Annotated in this window: 15 protein-coding genes and 1 other RNA gene; 14 read left to right on the forward strand and 2 right to left on the reverse strand. The window is 71.6% G+C overall.

Features of this window, described 5'->3' with window-relative positions:
- Positions 1-9: 9 nt before the first annotated feature.
- Together CJ226_RS08565 and CJ226_RS08570 are read right to left on the reverse strand one after the other, a co-directional pair.
- Positions 10-999: a MoxR family ATPase gene (locus CJ226_RS08565; protein ID WP_062636185.1), complete on the reverse strand. Its 990-nt coding sequence runs from the start codon at positions 997-999 to the stop codon at positions 10-12.
- 109 nt (positions 1000-1108) lie between these two features.
- The gene (locus CJ226_RS08570) at positions 1109-4042 is read right to left on the reverse strand and encodes a DEAD/DEAH box helicase family protein (protein WP_146008223.1); all 2934 of its coding nucleotides are present in this window, start codon (positions 4040-4042) and stop codon (positions 1109-1111) included.
- Positions 4043-4107: 65 nt separating this feature from the next.
- On the opposite strand from CJ226_RS08570, the gene ffs reads away from it, so the two are divergent.
- From ffs to CJ226_RS08640, 14 genes are all read left to right on the forward strand, one after another.
- An RNA gene (gene ffs, locus CJ226_RS08575) (signal recognition particle sRNA small type) lies at positions 4108-4204 on the forward strand.
- Positions 4205-4252: 48 nt separating this feature from the next.
- Complete coding sequence (locus CJ226_RS08580) at positions 4253-4861, forward strand: rhomboid family intramembrane serine protease (protein WP_102208907.1); 609 nt, start codon at positions 4253-4255, stop codon at positions 4859-4861.
- On the forward strand, positions 4858-5556 hold the full coding sequence (locus CJ226_RS08585; RefSeq protein ID WP_062636191.1) for a hypothetical protein: 699 nt from the start codon (positions 4858-4860) through the stop codon (positions 5554-5556). The genes CJ226_RS08580 and CJ226_RS08585 overlap by 4 nt, the downstream gene beginning before the upstream one ends.
- A gap of 62 nt (positions 5557-5618) precedes the next feature.
- Positions 5619-7748 carry a phosphate acetyltransferase gene (gene pta, locus CJ226_RS08590; RefSeq protein ID WP_062636193.1) on the forward strand — a complete coding sequence of 710 codons (2130 nt, stop codon included), beginning with the start codon at positions 5619-5621 and terminating at the stop codon, positions 7746-7748.
- On the forward strand, positions 7745-8965 hold the full coding sequence (locus CJ226_RS08595) for an acetate/propionate family kinase (protein WP_085606274.1): 1221 nt from the start codon (positions 7745-7747) through the stop codon (positions 8963-8965). The genes pta and CJ226_RS08595 overlap by 4 nt, the downstream gene beginning before the upstream one ends.
- Before the next feature lie 99 nt (positions 8966-9064).
- Entirely contained in the window at positions 9065-9823 is a 759-nt protein-coding gene (locus tag CJ226_RS08600) for a beta-phosphoglucomutase family hydrolase (protein WP_102208908.1), read from the forward strand.
- A complete protein-coding gene (locus CJ226_RS08605) occupies positions 9820-12327 on the forward strand; it encodes a glycoside hydrolase family 65 protein (RefSeq protein ID WP_102208909.1) in 2508 nt (835 codons plus the stop codon). The genes CJ226_RS08600 and CJ226_RS08605 overlap by 4 nt, the downstream gene beginning before the upstream one ends.
- Before the next feature lie 126 nt (positions 12328-12453).
- Positions 12454-14706, forward strand: coding sequence for a DNA polymerase III subunit gamma and tau (locus tag CJ226_RS08610; RefSeq protein ID WP_102208910.1), 2253 nt, complete (start codon positions 12454-12456; stop codon positions 14704-14706).
- Positions 14706-15299, forward strand: a complete 594-nt coding sequence (gene recR, locus CJ226_RS08615; protein ID WP_102208911.1) for a recombination mediator RecR — start codon at positions 14706-14708, stop codon at positions 15297-15299. The genes CJ226_RS08610 and recR overlap by 1 nt, the downstream gene beginning before the upstream one ends.
- On the forward strand, positions 15296-16210 hold the full coding sequence (locus CJ226_RS08620) for a DMT family transporter (protein ID WP_102208912.1): 915 nt from the start codon (positions 15296-15298) through the stop codon (positions 16208-16210). Before recR ends, CJ226_RS08620 begins: the two co-directional genes overlap by 4 nt.
- Positions 16211-16291: 81 nt before the next feature.
- The gene (locus CJ226_RS08625; protein ID WP_025104257.1) at positions 16292-17572 is read left to right on the forward strand and encodes an aspartate kinase; all 1281 of its coding nucleotides are present in this window, start codon (positions 16292-16294) and stop codon (positions 17570-17572) included.
- Positions 17573-17929: 357 nt separating this feature from the next.
- The gene (locus CJ226_RS08630; protein ID WP_062636204.1) at positions 17930-19000 is read left to right on the forward strand and encodes an aspartate-semialdehyde dehydrogenase; all 1071 of its coding nucleotides are present in this window, start codon (positions 17930-17932) and stop codon (positions 18998-19000) included.
- 46 nt (positions 19001-19046) lie between these two features.
- On the forward strand, positions 19047-20519 hold the full coding sequence (locus tag CJ226_RS08635; RefSeq protein ID WP_102208913.1) for a malate:quinone oxidoreductase: 1473 nt from the start codon (positions 19047-19049) through the stop codon (positions 20517-20519).
- A gap of 9 nt (positions 20520-20528) precedes the next feature.
- Positions 20529-21182: a thymidine kinase gene (locus CJ226_RS08640; RefSeq protein ID WP_025104260.1), complete on the forward strand. Its 654-nt coding sequence runs from the start codon at positions 20529-20531 to the stop codon at positions 21180-21182.
- Positions 21183-21300 lie beyond the last annotated feature (118 nt).

Below are 21300 nucleotides of genomic sequence, written 5' to 3' on the forward strand. Positions count from 1 at the left end.
GCGGTCTCCTCAGGAGCGGGTCGCGACGGGCACGCGCACGCGTTCCGCGATCTGGGTGAGCGCCGCCTCGACCGGCTGGGCCCCTGCCCGATGTGCGCCGCGGGCGGGGAGCAGCCGATGGGCGAACACGGGGATCAGTAGGTCCGTGATGTCATCCGGGATGACGTAGTCGCGTCCGTCCAGCGCGGCCCAGACCTTCGCCGCGCGGACGAGCTGCAGCGTGGCCCGCGGGCTGGCGCCGAGGTGCAGGCTCGGGTCGGTGCGGGTGGCCTGGGCGAGGGCGACCGCATACTCCTCGAGCGCGGGCGCCACGTGCACGGCCCGGGCCCAGGCGATGAGCTGCGAGATCGCGGAGGCGTCCGCGACCGGGGTCACGGTCGCCAGCGGGTTCACGACGTCACGCTGCCGCAGCATGAGGGCCTCGGCCGCGGGGTCGGGGTAGCCCATCGAGATGCGCATCATGAACCGGTCGCGCTGCGCCTCGGGGAGCGCGTAGGTGCCCTCCATCTCCAGCGGGTTCTGCGTGGCGACGACGAGGAACGGGTCGGGCAGCCGATGCGTGGAGCCGTCGACCGTGACCTGCCCCTCCTCCATGGCCTCCAGGAGTGCGGACTGGGTCTTGGGGGAGGAACGGTTGATCTCGTCGGCGATGACGATGTGGGCGAAGACGGCGCCGCGCTTGAACTCGAACTCGCGATCGACGGGGTTGTAGACCGAGACCCCCGTGACGTCGCCGGGCAGGAGGTCAGGGGTGAACTGGATGCGCCGGACGGTGGCGTCGACGGTCGCGGCGAGCGCGCGGGCCAGCATCGTCTTCCCGACGCCGGGCACGTCCTCGATGAGCAGATGGCCTTCGGCGAGCAGGCAGACGAGGGCGCTGCGCACGGCCTCGGGCTTCCCGTCGATCACCTGGCTGATCGAGCCGAGGATGGCCGCGGTCTGGGCGGCGAATCCGTCGGCGTCGATCGCGACCGGGCTCAGGGGGGCGTTCTCTGGCATGCGTTCCCTCTCGTCCGGCGCAACGATGCGCGTGCATCGATCGTACGCTCCGCACGGCCCGCGGGACCATGCCGGGCTGCCCGGTATCCCGGAGACAGCGGGCCGACGGTCAGCCCCAGATCCGGTACCGCGGCTCCGCGGGGTCGAGCAGGGCGGGGGTGAGCCGGGCGACCTGCAGCAGCGCGAGACCGGCGGTCCCGCGGAGCTCGTGGAGTTCACATTGCCCGACGCTCTCCCGCCACCGCGCCGCGAAAGCCTCGGCGTCGGCCCGGCGACGGGAGAGTGCTGTGGGCACCGGCAGCAGACGGCGGTCGGGGAGGGCCCGGTCGACGAGCGAGCGGACGCGGTCGAGCACAGGACCGGGGCGTCCGAAGACGCCCTGGTCGACCCGCAGGAGGAAGCGCGGGCTCTCGGCCACGGCGAACAGCTCCTGCAGGGCGTCGGCGACCAGGGCGCGGTCTCTCCGCGTGCCGGCGATCTCGATCCAGAACTCCCCGTCGGAGCCGCCGCGCACCCGGACCGTCGAGAGATCGAAGGGACCCGCCCGCCCGGCGTCGTGGAGGGAGCGGGCGATGGCCAGCGCGGCGCCCGCATACAGGGCGGCGGGGTCACGGAGGCGGCGCAGGGCGCGCAGCACGCTGGAGCCGCACACGACGGCGGTCGCCAGCACGCCGCCGAGCGCCGCGGCGGTGATGCCCGCCTCCAGCGGGAGGGAGAGCGCGCCGACCGCGCCCAGCGCACCGGTCCCGAGGGCGACGCCGGTCGCGCTGAATCCGAATGTCAGGGGCACGGCGGCGGCGAGGGTCGGTCCCGTCCGCAGCAGTCGGGTCCCCGGGGTCGGGCGGACGGACACCACGTCGCGCTCCCGGGAGTCGTGCGGCTCGCCGATCCGCCAGTCCGCTCTGGTCTGCGCGCGGGTCGGGAGCCGGGAGAGCGTCTCCTCGTTGATCCTCTCGATCGTGGCGCCGGGGACCTTGTCGAGGACGTCGTCGAGGGCGGCGATCGCGGCGGAGGGGAGCGCGTGATCCAGCCCCGAGACAACCCGGGTGCCGTCGTCGGCGCTGAGCCCCCAGAGATGACCGTGCCGTCGCCGCAGGCGTTGCGTCTCGGCGGTGCTGTCCAGGTCGACGGACGCGGGGATGAGGCACGCCACCGACCAGTTGTGCGCCACCTTCTCCGGCCACGCCGGGTCGAGACGCAACGTGCGCCCTCGGAGCTGCGGGGTCCCGGTGCTGGTCGCCACGGCGGTGAGATCGATCAGGGTGTTCACCGACGGACAGTCCCACCCTTCGCCGAGGAGCCCGCGAGTGCCGACGAGCACCCGCACGGTGCCGCGTCGGATCAGCTCCGAGACGGCCGCGACGACCTGGCCTCGTCCGGCCTCGGCGACGCGCAGATCCCGGGTGGCTCCCGCTCCGTCGGCGACCGTCACCTCGTCTCCGAGCACCGCGGACAGCTGCTCCGCGAGATCGGCGGCGTCGGCCGCCCGCACCCGCAGGTGATGGGCGGTCAGCAGCACCGGCCGCAGCGCCCCCGTCACCTCGTCGGCGGCCAGCAGATCGAACACGCGGAGCGCTCCGGCGGGCTGCCCGGTGAGCCCGCGGCGGCTGCCATGCTCCACGAAGTCGGTCACGACCACCGCGCGCACCTGGGCGCCGGCGTCTCCGCTCACCTCGCGGTGCAGGATGTCCACGGCCGCGCGGTCCTTCGCCACCGAGGACGTCAGCGTGGTCTCCACCGGGTCCCGGCCGCGTCGCAGCCCCCGGTCGGTGAGGTGCAGGCCGAAGTCCGCGAGGGCTCCGCGCACGTGCTCCCACTGGCCGCGGGCGGCGGGGTCGGTGAGCAGGCGCGTCTGTGCGAAGCGGGTGAGGACGGTCAGCAGGTCGTCGGTCGTGCAGCGGCCGAACAGCACCGGCGGCAGGAGCGCGCCCAGCGGATGCCCCGGCGCCACGGCGCGGAGGACGACTCCGGCGGCCCTGGTGAGCGGGAAGTCTGTCGAGAGCGCCTGCTCCAGCCGTGCGCGCCGAGCGACGTCGGGCGCGCTCGTGTCGTCGGAGGGGTCAGCGGCGGCTCCGGGCTCCGGTTGCAGCGTCGCCTCGAGATAGGCCACGCCGTCCGGCGACGACAGCACCTGCCCGACGAGGTCCGCCAGCAGGGCTTCGTGCCGTCGGATGAAGGCGGCCTCGGCCGGATCCGGCTGGGTGAACCAGATCGAGTCCCGATAGGGCGCGAGGTGGCCCTCCTTGACGACGGCAGGAGCCGGCACCTCGTAGTCCACGTCTCCGAGCAGGCGCGTGTAGTTCTCGTACTCGACCCCGTCGTCGGGCGAAGGCAGCGTCGCCGTCAGGCCGATCAGGACCGGAGGCGATCCCGCGGCCCGGATGCGCGCTGCCAGATAGGCGACGACCAGCGCCCAGTGATCGAGCAGGTGATGGCACTCGTCGAGGACGATCGTGCGCACACCGGACCCGACGATCGCGTCGATGAGCGCCACGGCGTTGGGGTGCAGCACCCGGGCCAGCTCCTCCGGACGCTGCTGCGAGAACGAGCGGCGGACCCGGCGTATCCGTCGGCGGAGTCCTGCGCGGTAGCGATCGGGGTTGTCGACCTCGAGCGTGGCGAGCCAGGTCGCCGCCTCGGCCTCGGACCGCTCGGTCTCGGCGAGCTCGGCGATCCACCGGTGACGCGCGAGCTCCTCGAACGGAGAGCCATCGCCGGTGACGCTGAGCAGCTGATAGGTCAGCACCGTGAGGTCGCCGAGTCGCCGCGGATCGTCCGAGACGGCGTCGTCCTCGGGGGCGAGCCTCCGCGCCTCTCGGAGCCATTGCTGGCGGATGGTGAGCGTGGGAGTCAGAACGAGCGTGCGGCTGCCCTCCCGCGCGGCCAGCAGCAGCCCGAGCAGGGTCTTGCCGGACCCCGGCGGCGCGACGATGTGCATCTTCTCGTCGGCGCCGCCCTCGATGCGCTCCAGCACTTCGGCCTGGTACGTGCGCAGCGGTCCGCGGAACCGCCAGGACGAGAGCGGGAGGGCGAGCGGATCCATGACCTGCACAGTCTCTCAAAGAGCGGGGTGTGTCATCGCACCGGTCGGCGTCGGGTAGAGTGGACGACGGCTCTCCGCGTGGCGGCATCCAGGCCAATTCCCCCAGGGCGGAAACGCAGCAAGGGTAACCGGGCTCTGCTGGGTGCGCGGAGGGTCTTTTCTTTTGCCCGCGTCCAGCCGGCCCCCGGGTGCTCCTGGGAGAATCGAGCGGTGACCGTTCCTCCGTCGGCCAGGCCCGAGCATCCACTGCGGCGATTCGCGTCGCCCGTGCTCCTGCTCGCGGCGATGTGGGCGGTGCAGTTCGCGGACGCCGTGCTGCCGGGCTCCTTCAGCGGCCTCGGCATCCGCTCGTGGGACCCTGCGGGACTCCTGGGGATCGTCTTCGCCCCGCTGCTGCACGCGAGCTGGGCGCATCTGATCGCGAACTCCGTGCCGTTCCTCGTGCTCGGCTGCCTGGTCGCGGTCGAGGGCACGCGCCGGTTCTGGGCCGTCACCGTGACCGTCGCGGTCGTCGGCGGGCTCGGGACCTGGCTCGTGAACGCCCCCGGCACGCTGACCGTGGGCGCCTCCGGGCTCGTGTTCGGGTACTTCGGCTACGTGGTGATGCGGGTGTTCGCCCCCGGGCGCGTGTCGCACCGCATCCTCTACGCGGTGATCGCGGTCGTCGTGGTCGGCCTGTACGGCGGCACCATGCTGGCCGGGGTGTTCGGCGTCGCGGACGGCGTGTCCTGGCAGGGCCATCTGTTCGGCGGCATCGGGGGCGGTGCGGCCGCGCTCGCCGGACGGCGTCCCGACCAGCGCCGCGCCGTCGGACGATGACGGCTCCGCGCACGAGGAGGACGACGGGGACGCGGACCACGTCGACCCGGCGGCCCGCCGCCTCGCGCGAGGCCGCCAACCGCCGACGCCGCGAGGCCCGCCGTCGCGCCGCGCGGCGCGCACAGCGGAAGCGGATCCTGCGGCGCGTCGCCGTGTCGGCCGCCGTGGTGGCCGCGGGGGCGGCGTTGCTCGTGCTCATCCCGTTGGGGCTGGCGAGGGATCCGGCGCCGGTCTGCCTCGACCGCCCGTCCACCTTTCCCCAGGCGGGCGTCGCCGGGTGGAGCGGCGAACAGCTCGAGAACGCCGCGACCATCATCCGCACCGCCGACGAGCTCGGGTTCGCGCGGGACGGCCAGATCCTCGGCGTCATGACCGCCATGGGCGAGAGCAGCCTGCGCAACATCGACTACGGGGACTGGGAGACGCGCGGCTGGACCAATCCGGACGGCTCGCGCACGACGAGCATCGGCCTCTTCCAGCAGCAGGACTGGTGGGGGAGCGCGGAGCAGCGGATGGATCCCGCCACCGCGGCCCGCCTGTTCTTCGAGCGCCTCGCGCGGGTCCCCGACTGGCCGTCGATGACGCCCTCGCACGCCATCCACCGGGTGCAGGTGAACACGGACCGGGACTACTACACGCGGTACCAGGAGGATGCGACGGCCGTCGTCGACGTGCTGTCCGGTCCGTGCGAGTGACGCGTGCGTTTGTCACGGTAGCGGCGGGGCGCGGTGTCCGGGTGCCCGCCTAAGCTGGAGCCGTGTCGCGGAGCATCTACATCACCTCGGCCGAAGGCCACACCGGGAAGTCGACGATCGCCCTCGGGGTGCTCGATGCGCTGATGCGCGTCTCGCCGCGCGTGGGGGTGTTCCGCCCGATCGCCCGCGCGGTCGCCGAGCGAGACGAGATCCTCGAGCTGCTGCTCGCCCACGACGGCGTCCAGCTCGACTACGAGGACTGCATCGGCGTCACCTACGACGACGTGCGCGCCGATCCCGAGGGTGCGCTGTCGACCATCGTCGCGCGCTTCAAGGCCGTCGAGGCGCAGTGCGACGCCGTCGTCATCGTCGGCAGCGACTACACCGACGTCGCGAGCCCCGCCGAGCTCGGCTTCAACGCCCGGATCGCGGCCAACCTCGGCGCCCCCGTCCTGCTCGTGCTGAGCGGACGCGACCAGCAGCGGCAGGCCGAGCAGCTCGGCACGACCACGGCGAGGGAGGCCGCCGCCGTCGGCCAGATCGCCGCCCTGGCGCTGCCGGAACTGGCCGAGGAGCGCGCGGAGCTGTTCGCGGTGGCCGTGAACAGGGCCGACCCCGACGGGCTCGATGCCATCGTCGACGCGGTGCGGGCCGTCGTCCCCGCCGGCACCCCGGTCTGGGCGCTGCCCGAGGACCGTGCGCTCGTCGCCCCGTCCATCCGCGGCATCGTGTCGGCCGTCGACGGCACGCTGCTCAAGGGCGACGAGGATCGTCTGACCGCGGTCGCGCTGTCGATCGTCGTTGCCGGCATGTCGATGGTGAACGTCCTGCCGCGCCTCACCGACGAGGCCGTGGTCGTGATCCCCGCAGACCGCACCGAGGTGCTGCTCGCCGCCCTTCTCGCCGACTCCTCCGGCACGTTCCCGCGGATCGCCGGGATCATCCTCAACGGGCCGTTCCCGCTGCCGGACCCGATCCTCCAGCTGCTCGACGGCTTCGCCTCCTCGGTGCCGATCATCACCACCGACCTCGGCACCTACGACACGGCGGTGCGGGTGATGGGCACCCGCGGCCGCATCTCCGCCGACTCGCGCGGTCGCTACGACCGGGCGCTCGGACTCTTCCAGGCGCATGTCGACGTGGTCGAGCTCACCGAGCAGCTCGGGCTCGCCGAGTCGCACGTCGTCACGCCGCTCATGTTCCAGTACGGCCTGATGGAGCGTGCGCGGGCCGACCGCCGCCACATCGTCCTCCCCGAGGGCGACGACGACCGCATCCTCCGGGCGGCGGCGGCGCTGCTGTCCCGCGAGGTGGCGGAGCTGACGATCCTCGGCGACGACGGCGCCATCCGCGCGCGGGCGGCGGAACTCGGCCTCGACATCGCCGGCGCGCAGGTGCTGAGTCCCACCGACCCAGAGCTCGTGGAGCGCTTCGCCGCCGAGTACGCCCGGCTGCGCGCTCACAAGGGGATCACGCTCGCGCAGGCCGCCGACACCGTCACCGACGTCTCCTACTTCGGGACGATGATGGTGCACCTCGGGCTCGCCGACGGCATGGTCTCCGGCGCCGCGCACACCACGGCGCACACGATTCGTCCGTCCTTCGAGATCATCAAGACGAAGCCGGGGGTGAACGTCGTCTCCAGCGTGTTCCTCATGGCCCTCGCCGACCGCGTGCTCGTGTACGGCGACTGCGCGGTCATCCCCGATCCCACGGCCGAGCAGCTCGCCGACATCGCGATCTCGTCCGCCACCACCGCCCGGCAGTTCGGCATCGACCCCCGCGTGGCGATGCTGTCGTACTCCACCGGCGAGTCCGGGTCGGGGGCCGACGTCGACAAGGTCAGGGCGGCGACGGCGCTCGTGCGCGAGCGCGCTCCCGAACTCCTCGTGGAGGGTCCCATCCAGTACGACGCCGCCGCCGATGCGGCGGTCGCCAAGGCGAAGCTGCCGGACTCGGCCGTGGCGGGGCGGGCGACGGTGTTCGTCTTCCCCGACCTCAACACCGGCAACAACACCTACAAGGCGGTGCAGCGCTCCGCCGGCGCCGTGGCCATCGGTCCGGTGCTGCAGGGGCTCAACAAACCGATCAACGACCTGTCCCGCGGCGCGCTCGTCGACGACATCGTGAACACGGTGGCCATCACGGCGATCCAGGCCCAGGGCGACGAGCGAGCGGGGGAGGAGGCATGAGCGCGATCCTCGTCATCAACAGCGGGTCGTCCTCGCTGAAGTACAGCCTCATCGACACGGCGCACGAGGACGAGCTCGCCAGCGGGCTCATCGAGCGCATCGGGCAGGACTCCAGCCCCGTCGCCCACACCGTGCGCCCGGAGCCGGGTGACGGACCGTCGGCGACGATGCTCGACGCCACCTACCGCGACGAACAGTCCATCCCCGACCACGCCGCCGCCTTCGAGGTCATGCGCGCGCAGTTCGCCGCGCACGGCCCCTCCCTCGAGGCGCATCCCCCGGTCGCGGTCGGGCATCGGGTCGTGCACGGTGGTGCGCGCTTCTACGCGCCGACCCTGATCGACGCCGACGTCGAGCGGCAGATCGACGAGCTCGCCGTGCTCGCGCCGCTGCACAATCCGGCGAACCTCGCCGGCATCCGGGCGGCCCGCGCCGTGTTCGACAGCGTCCCGCACGTGGCGGTGTTCGACACCGCGTTCCACCAGACGCTGCCGCCGGCGGCCTACACCTACGCGATCGATGCGGCGCTCGCCGCCGAGCACCGGGTCCGCCGGTACGGATTCCACGGCACGAGCCACCAGTACGTCAGCGAGACCGCCGCGCGCTTCCTCGGTCGCGACCTCGGGACCCTCCGGCAGCTCGTGTTCCACCTCGGCAACGGTGCGTCGGTCACCGCGATCGACGGCGGTCGCTCGGTCGAGACCTCGATGGGCCTCACGCCGCTCGAGGGCCTCGTCATGGGCACGCGGTCGGGCGACATCGACCCGGCCGCTCTCGTGCACCTGTCCCGCCGCGCCGGCTACACCATCGACGACCTCGACGCGCTGCTGAACACCCGCAGCGGACTGGCGGGACTCGCCGGACGCAGCGACATGCGCGACATCCTCGCGGGCGTCGCCGCGGGGGAGGAGGCCGCGACGCTGGCCTTCGACGTCTACGTCCACCGTCTGCGGGCCTACGCCGGTGCCTACATCGCCCAGCTCGGCGGGGTCGACGTCGTGTCCTTCACCGCCGGCGTCGGGGAGAATGCGGCGCCCGTGCGGGCGGCGGCGATGGCGACGCTCGGCTTCGCGGGGATCGAGATCGACCCCGCCCGCAACGAGGCGAAGGAGCGCGGCGTCCGCGTCATCTCGACGGATGCCTCGGCCGTGACGGTCCTCGTCGTCCCCACCGACGAGGAGCTCCAGATCGCCAGGCAGACCGCCGAGTTGCTCTGATCGCGGTCCGGGGTTACCCCGCGCGCGCCACCGCCATTACGCTTGCACAGTGGCACGGAGAGGTGCCGACCCGACCCTCGTCCTTCTCCTGGAGGCTCTGTGCCAGACGCGCTGCCCGACCTGTTCCACGCCGACGGTGTGCTGTTCGACCTCGACGGCGTCCTCACGCCGACCGCCGAGGTGCACATGCGCGCCTGGAAGGCGGTCTTCGATGATGTCTTCGCCCGCTGGGACATCACGCCGCCGTACACCGACGAGGACTACTTCGCCTACGTCGACGGCAAGAAGCGCTACGACGGCGTCGCGAGCCTGCTGCGCAGCCGCAACGTCGAGGTGCCCTGGGGCTCGGTGGACGACGACCCGTCCGCCGAGACCATCTGCGGGATCGGCAACCGCAAGAACGCCGCGTTCGCGGCGTCGCTCCGCAGCCAGGGCATCGCTCCGTTCCCCGGCTCCCTCGCCGTGGTCGAGGCGCTGCACGCCGCGGGGATCCCGCTCGGCGTCGTCTCCAGCTCCAAGAACGCCGAGGAGGTGCTGGCGGCCGCCGGCATCCGGTCCTTCTTCCGCGTCGTGATCGACGGCGTCGTCGCGGAGCGTGAGCACCTCGCCTCCAAGCCCGCGGCCGACATGTTCGCCGCCGGCGCCACGGCCCTCGGCGTCGACCCGGCCCGCAGCATCGCCGTCGAGGACGCCACCTCCGGCGCCGCTTCGGCCGCCGCCGCCGGCTACGCCGTCGTCATCGGCGTCGACCGCGGCGCCGGCGCCGACGCACTCCGCGCCGCCGGCGCGACCCACGTCGTCGACGACCTCGGCGTCCTGCTTCCCGCCGCCCGCACCGACACCTCGGAGACCGCATGATCGACCGCGACCGCTTCCCCGTCGACCCGTGGCGTCTCATCGAGACGCGCTACTCGGAGGAGGGCGTCGGCGAGACGCTGTTCTCGGTCGGCAACGGCTACCTCGGGCTCCGGGGCAACCACATCGAGGGGCGCGGCGCGCAGGAGCACGGCACCTTCATCAACGGCCTGCACGAAACGTGGCCGATCCGGCACGCCGAGCAGGCCTACGGCTTCGCCGAGGTCGGCCAGACGATCGTCAACGCCCCCGACGCGAAGGTGATGCGGCTCTACGTCGACGACGAGCCGATCTCCCTCGACGACGCGGACGTGCGCGAGTACGCCCGCACGCTCGACATGCGCACGGGTGTGCTGGAACGGCGCGTGGTCTGGGAGACCCCGTCCGGCAAGCGGGTGCGCATGCGGGATCAGCGTCTCGTGAGCTTCGAGGAGCGCCACCTCGCCGTGCTGCGGCTCGAGGTCGTTGTCGAGAACGCCAACGCCCCGGTCACGATCAGCTGCCAGCTGCTCAACCGTCAGGACGGGGCGGGCGTCTACGCCGGCTCCCCGATGACGACCAAGGGCGCCGCCTTCGACCCGCGCAAGGCCGAGCGCATCGCGGACCGCGTGCTGGAGCCGGCCGAGCACTGGCAGGACGGGCTGCGCTCCGCGCTGTCGTACCGGGTCGCCGCATCCGGGATGACCGTCGCCGTCGTCGCCGATCACATCATCGAGACGGAGAACGACTACAACGTCCGCACGCTCATCGAGCCGGACATCGCCAAGAACGTCTTCCGCGTCCAGGCGAAGGCCGGCGTCCCCATCACGATCACCAAGCTCGTCAGCTACCACTCGTCCCGCGGGGTGCCCCCGCGGGAGCTCGTCGACCGCTGCCGTCGCTCTCTCGACCGGGCAGCGGACGAGGGCGTCGAGACGGTCTTCCGTCGTCAGCGCGAGTGGCTCGACGCGTTCTGGGAGCGCAGCGACGTGCAGATCGGCGGGCGCGACGACCTGCAGCAGGCCACCCGCTGGTGCCTGTTCCAGCTCGCTCAGGCCTCGGCCAGGGCGGACGGCGCCGGCGTCCCCGCGAAGGGACTCACCGGTTCGGGCTACAGCGGCCATTACTTCTGGGACACCGAGATCTACGTGCTCCCGTTCCTCACCTACACGACGCCGCGCTGGGCCTACAACGCTCTCCGGGCCCGGGTGAAGATGCTCCCCGCGGCGCGCCGCCGGGCCGCTCAGCTCAACGAGGCCGGAGCGCTCTTCCCGTGGCGCACGATCAACGGCGAGGAGGCCTCGGCGTACTACGCCGCCGGCACCGCGCAGTACCACATCAACGCCGACATCAGCTTCGCTCTCGGCAAGTACGTGCGGGCGACCGGGGACGAGGCCTTCCTGCGGCGCGAGGGCGCCGACGTCGCGATCGAGACCGCGCGGCTCTGGGCCACCCTCGGCTTCTGGCGGGGGTCGCGGCTCGTGGAGCAGTCCGGTGCCGGCGACGGCCTCCAGACGTTCCACATCCACGGCGTCACCGGCCCGGACGAGTACACGACCGTCGTGAACGACAACCTGTACACGAACGTCATGGCGCGGTACAACCTCCGGTACGCGGCCAAGGTCGTGCGGGAGATCCGCGACAGCTACCCCGAGGACTACGCGGCCCTCGTCGAGCGCACGGGCCTCGGCTCCGGTGAGGCGGAGTCCTGGGAGCGGGCCGCCGAGGCGATGTACATCCCGTACAGCGAGAGCCTCGGCATCCACCCGCAGGACTCGCTGTTCCTGGAGCGGGAGGTCTGGGACCTCGCGAACACCCCGGCCGACCAGCGCCCGCTGCTGCTGCACTTCCACCCGCTCGTGATCTACCGCTTCCAGGTGCTCAAGCAGGCCGACGTCGTGCTGGCGCTGTTCCTCCAGGGCAACCACTTCTCGCCCGAGGAGAAGAAGGCCGACTTCGACTACTACGACCCGCTGACGACGGGCGACTCGACCCTCTCGGCGGTCGTGCAGTCGATCCTTGCGGCCGAGGTGGGCTATCAGGACCTCGCGCAGAAGTACTTCGAGCAGTCGCTGTTCGTCGATCTGCACGACCTGCACCACAACGCGGCGGACGGCGTGCACGTCGCCTCGGCCGGTGGCGTGTGGACGGCCCTCGTGTGCGGCTTCGGCGGCATGCGCGACTACGGCGGCGACCTCAGCTTCGACCCGCGGCTCCCGGAGTCCTGGCCGTCGCTGTCGTTCTCGCTGCAGTGGCAGGGGACCGCGATGCAGGTGACCCTCACGCGGCACGAGCTGCGCGTCGAGGTGCGCAGCGGACCTCCGGTGCCGTTCAGCGTGCGGGACAACGCGTACATCGCGACGCTGGAGGACGAGGTCATCGTCCCGCTCGCGAACCAGGGACCCGTGATCCCGGGACGCCCGACCCTGCAGGAGTTCGCCGACGCCCGCCGCGACGACGGCACGCGTCTTTCGGCTTCGGTCCCCGTGATCACGAGCGCGATCCCCGTCATCGAGAACCTCGACTGACCGCCGACCCACCCCTCTGCGTGCGTCCCACCCCGTTGCGGACGCACGCAGAGGGGTGGCTCGCGTGAAAGGGGCCGGGTCGACCGGGAGGGGAGCAACGTCGGTGGCACGCCGTAGGCTGGAGGGGTGACCACAGCCCTCTACCGCCGCTACCGACCCGAGACGTTCGGCGAGATGATCGGGCAGTCGCAGGTGACCGATCCGCTCATGACCGCGCTGCGTGGCGACCGCGTCGGCCACGCCTACCTGTTCTCCGGCCCGCGCGGCTGCGGCAAGACCACCTCGGCGCGCATCCTCGCCCGGTGCCTGAACTGCGCGGAGGGGCCGACCGACACCCCGTGCGGGACCTGCCCGAGCTGTGTCGAGCTGTCCAGGGCGGGCGGCGGATCGCTCGACGTCGTCGAGATCGACGCGGCGAGCCACAACGGCGTCGACGACGCGCGCGACCTGCGCGAGCGGGCGACCTTCGCCCCGAGTCGCGACCGCTTCAAGATCTTCATCCTCGATGAGGCGCACATGGTCACCCCGCAGGGCTTCAACGCGCTGCTGAAGCTGGTCGAGGAGCCCCCGCCGCACGTCAAGTTCATCTTCGCGACGACGGAGCCCGAGAAGGTGCTCGGCACGATCCGCTCGCGCACGCATCACTACCCGTTCCGGCTGGTGCCGCCCGCCGCGATGCTCGAGTACGTCGAGAAGCTGTGCGCCGAAGAGGGCGTCATCGTCGAACAGGGTGTGCTGCCGCTCGTCGTCCGCGCCGGGGGAGGCTCTCCCCGCGACACCCTGTCGCTGCTGGACCAACTGATCGCGGGATCGGATGCCCCGGCCGGCTCGGAGACCGTCACCGTCGGCTACGCGCGGGCGGTCGCTCTGCTCGGGTACACCCACGGGGCTCTCCTCGACGAGATCGTCGATGCGCTGGCGGCGGGCGACGCCGCGACCGCCTTCCCGGCCATCGACCGCGTCGTGCAGACCGGACAAGACCCGCGCCGCTTCGTCGACGACCTCCTGGAGCGCCTGCGCGACCTCATCGTGATCGCCGCCGTGGGCTCCGGTGCCTCCGCCGTGCTCCGCGGGATCGCCGAAGACGAGCTCGACCGCATGCGCCGCCAGGCCGAGTCGTTCGGCGCCGCGCGGCTCTCCCGTACGGCCGACGTGGTCAGCGCGGCTCTCGACGACATGTCCGGAGCCACGTCCCCCCGCCTCCACCTCGAGCTCATGGTGGCCCGCGTCCTCGCCGCATCCGGGGGGTCGACCTCGTCCGGGGCGGCCGCGTCGGGCGCGCTGCACCCGCCGGCCACCACGCATCCGCCGGTGATCCCGCCGGCGGCCGCGGCGCCATCTCGCACGGCTGCGCCCGACACGGAGACCGCGCCGGCAGTGCCCGCGCCGCCCGCGGCACCGGCTCCCTCCGCGCCGGCCGTCTCCGCCCCTGTGGCCGCCGCTGAGCCCGAGCGCTCCCCGGAGCCCGAGCCGGCGCCGGAACCCGCCCGTCCCGCGGAGCCCGACCCCACGCCCGCTCCGGCCCCGGAGTCGTCCGCGCCGTCCGCTCCCGTCACGTTCGACCGCGTCCGCGACGCCTGGCCGGCCGTGCTGAAGCGCCTCGAAGGCATCAGCCGCACGTCCTGGCTCCTCGCCACCGCCGTGCAGCCGCTGGCCTACGACGGCGAGTCCGAGGTGCTGACCCTCGGATTCACGAGTCAGCACGACGTCGCGAAGTTCAAGGGGACCACGCCCGGCTCCGGACCGTCAGACCACCTCCGCACGGCCATCGAGCAGGAGGTCGGGGTGCGGGTCAAGTACCTGCCGGCCCCGATGCCGCCCGGCGGTGCGCCGCGGCAGCCCGCCTCCTCGGGATCCGCCGCCCCGGCCGACACCGCTCCCGCATCGGAGCCTGCGTCAGCGCGTCCCTCCCGCCCGCAGACCCGCGCCGCCGCGGCCCCCGTGACGGAGTGGGCCGTCGCACCCATCCCGACGACAGCGGCCGCCGCGCCCGCAGCGCCCCTCGCCGTCGACGAGGAGCCGGAGGAGGTCGAGGCCGCCTCCGCCGCCCCGACCCCACCGGCCGACGGCAGGATCGATCGCGATGAGCCGCCGCTGCCCGGCGACGACGACGCTCCCGCGTTCGACGAGGAGCCGCCGTACGATCCGGCCTACGAGCCCCCGGCTCCGTACGACCGCCCTCCCTCCCCACGTGCGACTCCGGCGGCGGCCCCGCAGGCGGCCGCCCGTACGGCCCCCGCGGCCGCTCCACCGGTCGTCGTCGAGCGCACCCCCGCCGCCGGCGGCGTGCAGCGCTACGGAGAGGCCGTGATCCGCCAGGTGCTCGGCGCTACGTTCCTTCGCGAAGAGCCCTACGAGCCCCCCACGAGGTTCTCCTGATGTACGACGGCATCGTCCAAGAGCTGATCGACGAGTTCGGCCGCCTTCCCGGCATCGGCCCGAAGTCGGCGCAGCGCATCGCGTTCCACATCCTGCAGACGCCGACGTTCGACGTCGCCCGTCTCGCCGAGCTGCTGACCGAGATCCGCATCCGGGTCCGCTTCTGCGAGATCTGCGGCAACGTCGCGGAGCAGGAACGCTGCGCGATCTGTCGCGACCCCCGCCGCAACCAGGCACTGATCTGTGTGGTCGAGGACGCGAAGGACGTCGCGGCGATCGAGCGCACGCGGGAGTTCCGCGGCCTGTACCACGTGCTCGGCGGCGCGATCAGCCCCATCGCGGGCATCGGTCCGGACGACCTCCGGATCGCCCAGCTCATGACGCGGCTTGCCGACGGCACCGTGCAGGAGGTCATCATCGCCACGAACCCCAATCTGGAGGGCGAGGCGACGGCGAGCTACCTGAGCCGGCTCCTGATGACGATGCAGATCACGGTCTCGCGGCTCGCCTCGGGCCTCCCGGTCGGCGGCGACCTCGAGTACGCGGACGAGGTGACGCTCGGCCGGGCCTTCGAGGGCCGGCGCGTGCTGTGACCCCGCAGTCCGGCTTCTCCCGCCGGGGCTGGCTGCTCTTCGGGGTCATGGCCCTGCTCTGGGGCGTTCCCTACCTCTTCATCAGCGTGGCGGTGGATTCGATCTCCCCGCCCGCGATCGTGGCGGGACGGACGCTGATCGCGGCTCTCCTCCTGCTGCCGTTCGCCCTGCGCAGCGGGGCCCTCCGCGCGGCACTGCGGCACTGGCCGTGGGTGCTGGCCTTCGGGGCCGTGGAGATGGCCGGACCGTTCCTCCTCCTCGGGCATGCCGAGATGACGCTGCCCTCCGGAATGACCGGACTCCTCGTCGCGACCGTGCCGCTGTTCGCCGCCCTCATCGCGCTGGGCGGTGGCGACCGCGGCGTGCTGCGTCCCGCCCGTGGCATCGGCCTGCTCGTCGGCTTCATCGGCGTCGCCATCGTCGTGGCGGGGCCCGGGCTCTTCGGGGGAGAGGTGAGTCTGCTCGCGGCCGGGGAGGTGCTGCTCGTCGCGGTGCTGTACGCGATCGCACCGTTCATCGTGGCGCGCAAGCTGAACGACGTGCCCTCGCTCGGCACGATCACGCTGTCCCTGCTCATGATCGGCATCTTCTATCTCCCGATCGGTCTGCTCACGCAGCACGAGGTGCCGACGCTCCCGTCGATCGGCGCCCTCCTCGCTCTCGCCGTCATCTGCACGGCGCTGGCGTTCCTGGCCTTCTTCGCGCTGATCCGCGAGGTCGGACCGGTCAGGGCGCCGCTGTTCACCTACGTGAACCCCGTCGTGGCGATCGTGCTCGGGGCCGTCGTGCTCGCCGAGCCCCTCACTCCTGGGCTCCTCCTCGGATTCCCGCTGATCATCGTCGGGTGCTGGTTCGCCGCCACCGGAGGGCGCCTGCGCCCGGTGACGCCCGTCCCGCCCGCCCCCGCCTAAGCCGTCACATGCGCGGGGCGGCATGCGCGCCGATCGTAGAATGACCGTGGGCGGATCCGCCCGACATCCCAGGGAGTGAACGTGGCCCTCATCGTGCAGAAGTACGGCGGCTCGTCCGTCGCCGACGCAGAGAGCATCAAGCGCGTCGCCAAGCGCATCGTCGACACCCGTCGCGCCGGTCACGACGTCGTCGTCGCCGTGAGCGCCATGGGCGACACGACCGATGAGCTGCTTGACCTCGCGAACGAGGTCGCGCCGATCCCGGCGCCGCGCGAGCTCGACATGCTCCTCTCCAGCGGCGAGCGGATCTCGATGGCGCTGCTGGCGATGGCGATCCACTCGATGGGCTTCGAAGCGCGGTCATTCACCGGAAGCCAGGCCGGCATGATCACCGACTCGCAGCACGGCGCGGCGCGCATCGTCGACGTCACGCCCGTGCGACTCCGCGAGGCGCTCGACGAGGGCGCCATCGTCATCGTCGCCGGCTTCCAGGGGTTCAACCGCGACACCCGCGACATCACCACGCTCGGCCGGGGCGGGTCGGACACGACGGCCGTCGCACTGGCGGCCGCGCTGTCGGCCGACGTCTGCGAGATCTACAGCGATGTGGACGGCATCTTCACCGCCGACCCGCGCGTGATCCCGAAGGCGCAGAAGCTCGACCACGTCTCCAGCGAGGAGATGCTGGAGCTCGCCGCCAACGGCGCCAAGGTCCTCTACATCCGTGCCGTGGAGTACGCCCGCCGGCACGGCGTCCTCATCCACGCCCGGTCGACGTTCTCGTCGGCCGAGGGCACATACGTTCTGGGCGAGGGCATGAAGAACCCTCGCGAAGCCGAGGGAGCAGTCATGGAAGAACCGATCGTCGCCGGCGTCGCCACCGACTTCAGCCAGGCCAAGATCACCGTCGCCGGAGTGCCCGACGTCCCGGGCAAGGCCGCCGAGATCTTCAAGATCGTCGCGAAGTCCGGCGCCAACGTCGACATGATCGTGCAGAACGTCTCCGCCACCGGGCGCACGGACATCTCCTTCACGGTCCCCAAGGCCGACGCCGCTGCTGCGCTCAAGGCCCTCGCCGGCGAGCAGACCGAGGTCGGCTTCCAGAACCTCATCCACGACGACCAGATCGGCAAGCTGTCCGTGGTCGGCGCGGGGATGCGCACGCACTCCGGTGTCTCGGCGACCCTCTTCGAGGCCCTGTCCGCCGGCGGCATCAACATCGAGATGATCTCCACCTCGGAGATCCGCATCTCGGTCGTGCTCCGCGACACCGACCTCACCGAGGCCGCCCGCACCGTGCACACCGCCTACGGTCTCGACGGCGACGCGGAGGCCACGGTCCACGCCGGCACCGGCCGCTGACCCCACACCGCCGCAGGCGTTCGCGCGGGTTCAGGCGTTCGCGCGGGTTCAGGCTGTGCTGTCCACGCGTGCCTGTTGTCTCGCGTTCGCCTGTTCTCGCGGGTCTGTCTGTTCTCCCGGGGCCCGCGTCAGCTCAGGCGTTCGCGCGGGTTCAGGCTGTGCTGGCCACGCGTGCCTGTTGTCCCGCGTTCGCCTGATGTACCGGGCGCGCCTGCCTTCGTGAAACGGACGGGCTTCGGGGTGGTCGCAGCGCGATAGACTCGCGGAAACCCTGACACCGGCGCCAGGCGCAGCATCAGCATCCCGACGCCGCGCCCGAAGCCTCGTACGCCGTACCGCACGAAGCCAAGGAACATCATGACCCGCATCTCCGAATCAGGACTCTCCGTCGCCATCGTCGGCGCCACCGGCCAGGTGGGCACCGTGATGCGCGAGATTCTCGCGGAGCGTTCGTTCCCGATCCGCGAGCTGCGGCTGTTCTCGTCGGCGCGTTCCGCGGGCACGGCGATCGAGTTCGGCGGACAGACGGTCATCGTCGAGGACGTCGAGGCCGCGGACCCGTCCGGGATCGACATCGCTCTGTTCTCCGCCGGTGCCACTGCCAGCCGCGCCTACGCCCCCCGCTTCGCCGAGGCCGGCGCCGTGGTCGTCGACAACTCCAGCGCCTGGCGCATGGACCCCGAGGTCCCCCTCGTCGTCAGCGAGGTCAACCCGCACGCGATCGACGACCGCCCCAAGGGAATCATCGCGAACCCGAACTGCACCACGATGGCGGCGATGCCGGTGCTGAAGGTCCTCGACGCCGAGGCCGGCCTGGAGCGCCTGATCGTGTCGACCTACCAGGCGGTGTCCGGCTCCGGACTCGCTGGCGCACAGGAGCTGCTCGGCCAGGTCGAGGGCGTGCTCGCGCAGGGCGACACCCTCCGCCTCGTGCACGACGGCTCCGCGGTCGACTTCCCCGAGCCCGAGAAGTACGTCGCGCCGATCGCCTTCGACGTGATCCCGTTCGCGGGGAACCTCGTGGACGACGGGGACAACGAGACCGACGAGGAGAAGAAGCTCCGCAACGAGAGCCGGAAGATCCTCGAACTTCCCGACCTCCGCGTCGCCGGTACCTGCGTCCGCGTGCCGGTGTTCACGGGCCACTCGCTCTCGATCCACGCCGAGTTCTCCCGCGACCTGACGCCCGAGCGCGCCAGGGAGGTGCTGAGCGCGGCGCCCGGCGTCGTGCTCGACGAGGTGCCGACCCCGCTGCAGGCCGCGGGCAAGGACCCGAGCTTCGTGGGTCGCATCCGCGCCGACCAGTCGGCTCCGGAGGGCAAGGGTCTCGTGCTCTTCATCAGCAACGACAACCTCCGCAAGGGGGCGGCGTTGAACGCGGTGCAGATCGCCGAAGTGCTCGCCGAGCGCCTCGCCCCGGTGTCCTGACCGCCCGGTGGTCGGCGGGGTCCTGCCCGCGAACTAGACTGTTCGGGTGACTGAAAACGTCGATGTCGTCCTGATCGGCGGTGGCATCATGAGCGCCACCCTGGGTACCCTGCTGCACGAGCTGCAGCCGGATTGGAAGATCGTCGCCTTCGAGCGGCTGTCGGACGTGGCGCAGGAGAGCTCGAATCCCTGGAACAACGCCGGGACCGGGCATGCCGCCCTGTGCGAGCTGAACTACATGCCGCAGCAGGGCGACGCTCCGCTCGACCCCGCCAAGGCGATCTCGATCAACGAGCAGTTCCAGCAGAGCCGCCAGTTCTGGTCCTCCCTCGTCGAGAAGGGCGTGCTGGACGAGCCGTCGACCTTCATCAACGCGACGCCGCACATGACGTTCGTGCGGGGTGAGAAGGACGTGGCCTACCTCAAGAAGCGCTTTGAGGTGCTCAAGGAGCAGCCGCTGTTCGCCGGCATCGAGTACAGCGAAGACTCCCGCGTCATCAACCAGTGGGCGCCGCTGCTCATGCAGAAGCGGCGGAAGGGCGAGCCGTTCGCGGCCACCCGGGTGCCCGCCGGCACCGACGTCGACTTCGGCGCGCTCACGCATCAGCTCTTCGATCACCTGCGTGACTCGGGCGTCGCCGTGCGCACGAACCACGAGGTCAAGTCGCTCAAGCGTCAGAAGGACGGCACCTGGCTCATCAAGTACCGCACGACGGTCGGCCGCACCCCGAACGAGATCAAGGCGAAGTTCGTGTTCGTGGGGGCCGGGGGCTGGGCGCTGAAGCTCCTGCAGAATTCCGGCATCCCTGAGATCAAGGGCTACGGCGTCTTCCCGATCGGCGGCCAGTTCCTCAAGACGACGAACCCGAAGATCGTCGCGCAGCACAAGGCCAAGGTCTATTCGCAGGCCTCGGTGGGCGCGCCGCCGATGTCGGTCCCGCACCTCGACACGCGTGTCGTCGACGGTGAGGCCTCGCTGATGTTCGGGCCGTTCGCGACGTTCAGCCCGAAGTTCCTCAAGAACGGTTCGATGCTCGACATCGTCACGCAGGTCCGGCCGCACAACCTCTGGCCGATGCTGCGGGTCGCCTTCGCCAACCCCGACCTCATCACCTACCTCATCAGTGAGCTGATGAAGAACCACCGCAAGAAGGTCGACAGCCTCCGCACGTTCATGCCGACGGCCAAGGACGAGGACTGGACGCTCATCGACGCCGGTCAGCGCGCCCAGGTCATGAAGAAGGACCCGAAGAAGGGCGGCGTGCTGCAGTTCGGCACCGAGGTGGTCGCCTCGGGCGACGGCTCGATCGCCGGTCTCCTCGGTGCATCGCCCGGGGCTTCGACCGCCGTGCCGATCATGCTCGACCTGCTGAAGAAGTGCTTCCCCGGCGAGTACCCGGGCTGGGAGTCGCAGCTGCGCGAGCTCATCCCCACCTTCGGCAGGAAGCTCAACGGAGACGCGGAGCTCGCGGAGGAGTCGACCGCCGCGACGGCCGCCGTCCTCGGCATCAACGTCTGACCTGGGCCCGTGGCGAAGCTCTACTTCCGCTACGGCGCGATGAACTCGGGCAAGTCGACCGCTCTGCTGCAGGTCGCCTACAACTACGAGGAGCGCGGCCAGCACGTGCTCCTCGCCAAGCCCGCGATCGACACCAAGGGTGCGGGGCAGATCGAGAGTCGCCTCGGCGTCACGCGGCCGGTCGACTTCCTCGTCGGTCCGGACGATGACGTGCGCGCGCTCTTCGGGGTCCACCGCGAGCGGATGCAGCGGTCCACGGAGGAGGAGCTCCTCCCGACCGGCCCGATCGACGTCGCCTGTCTCCTCATCGACGAGGCGCAGTTCCTCACGCCGACACAGATCGACGACCTGTTCCGCATCGCGGTGGAGGACGGCATTCCGGTGATGGCCTACGGCATCCGCAACGACTTCCGCACGCACGCGTTCCCCGGCTCCGCCCGGCTCCTGGCCATCGCGCACTCCCTGGAGGAGCTCAAGACGATCTGCCGCTGCGGGCGTAAGGCGGTGTTCAACGGCCGCGTGGTCGGCGGCCGCTTCGTGTTCGACGGCGACCAGGTCGCGATCGACGAGGGCGCCGACGGTTCCGCCTCGCCCGAGCTCACGACCTATGAGTCGCTGTGCGGCACCTGCTACCTGGAGGAGTCCGGCGGCCGTCTGGGCTGACCCGCCGACCCACCCCCTTCCGGTCGCCCCACCCCTCTGCGTGCGTACGCACCGGGCCGGGACGCACGAAGAGGGGTGGCTCGCGCGCGCCGCATCGCCGCGTTGCGTGGTCTGACCA

Source organism: Microbacterium sp. UMB0228 (assembly GCF_002871415.1).
Taxonomy (GTDB): Bacteria; Actinomycetota; Actinomycetes; order Actinomycetales; family Microbacteriaceae; genus Microbacterium.